This window comes from Cupriavidus sp. 05T313 (genome assembly GCF_056396665.1).
The window spans coordinates 1-391 of record NZ_JBFTLX010000685.1 but is presented as its reverse complement, the minus strand read 5'-3'; the positions used below and the strand labels follow the sequence as shown (position 1 = coordinate 391).

1 protein-coding gene is annotated in these 391 nt (G+C 63.5%); it reads left to right on the top strand.

Annotated elements, in window-relative coordinates:
• Positions 1-84: 84 nt before the first annotated feature.
• The coding region (locus AC1DKD_RS42370; RefSeq protein WP_477144885.1) for a hypothetical protein at positions 85-391 on the top strand (307 nt) is incomplete at its 3' end.

Genomic DNA, 391 nt, shown 5'->3' with positions numbered 1-391 from the left:
GGCCATCGCCTTCCTGATGACCATGACCCTGGTGGTCATCTCSGTCMTCCTRTACCGCCAGATCCGAAAGTCGAGCGTCGAATAATGAGCGCAGTYCTYCACGCCCATCCCCAGACCGGCGCCATCAGCGGGTCCAGCGAAGCAGGCAAACCACGCCAGGCCCTCTCCGAGGCGGGGCAGCGCGGCCGGTGGTGGCGCTTCGTCCTGATCCTGATCATCACGGCCATAGTGCTGGTCCCCATCATGGTCACCGTGATCCTGGCCTTCACCCCGGGAGCGCACAGCACCGCCACCGGTCCCACCTTCGAGAACATCGCGAATGTTTTCTCCGTAACACTGGCCGCAACCTGGCTGCAGAACAGCCTGATCACCACCCTGTCCACCGTGGTGG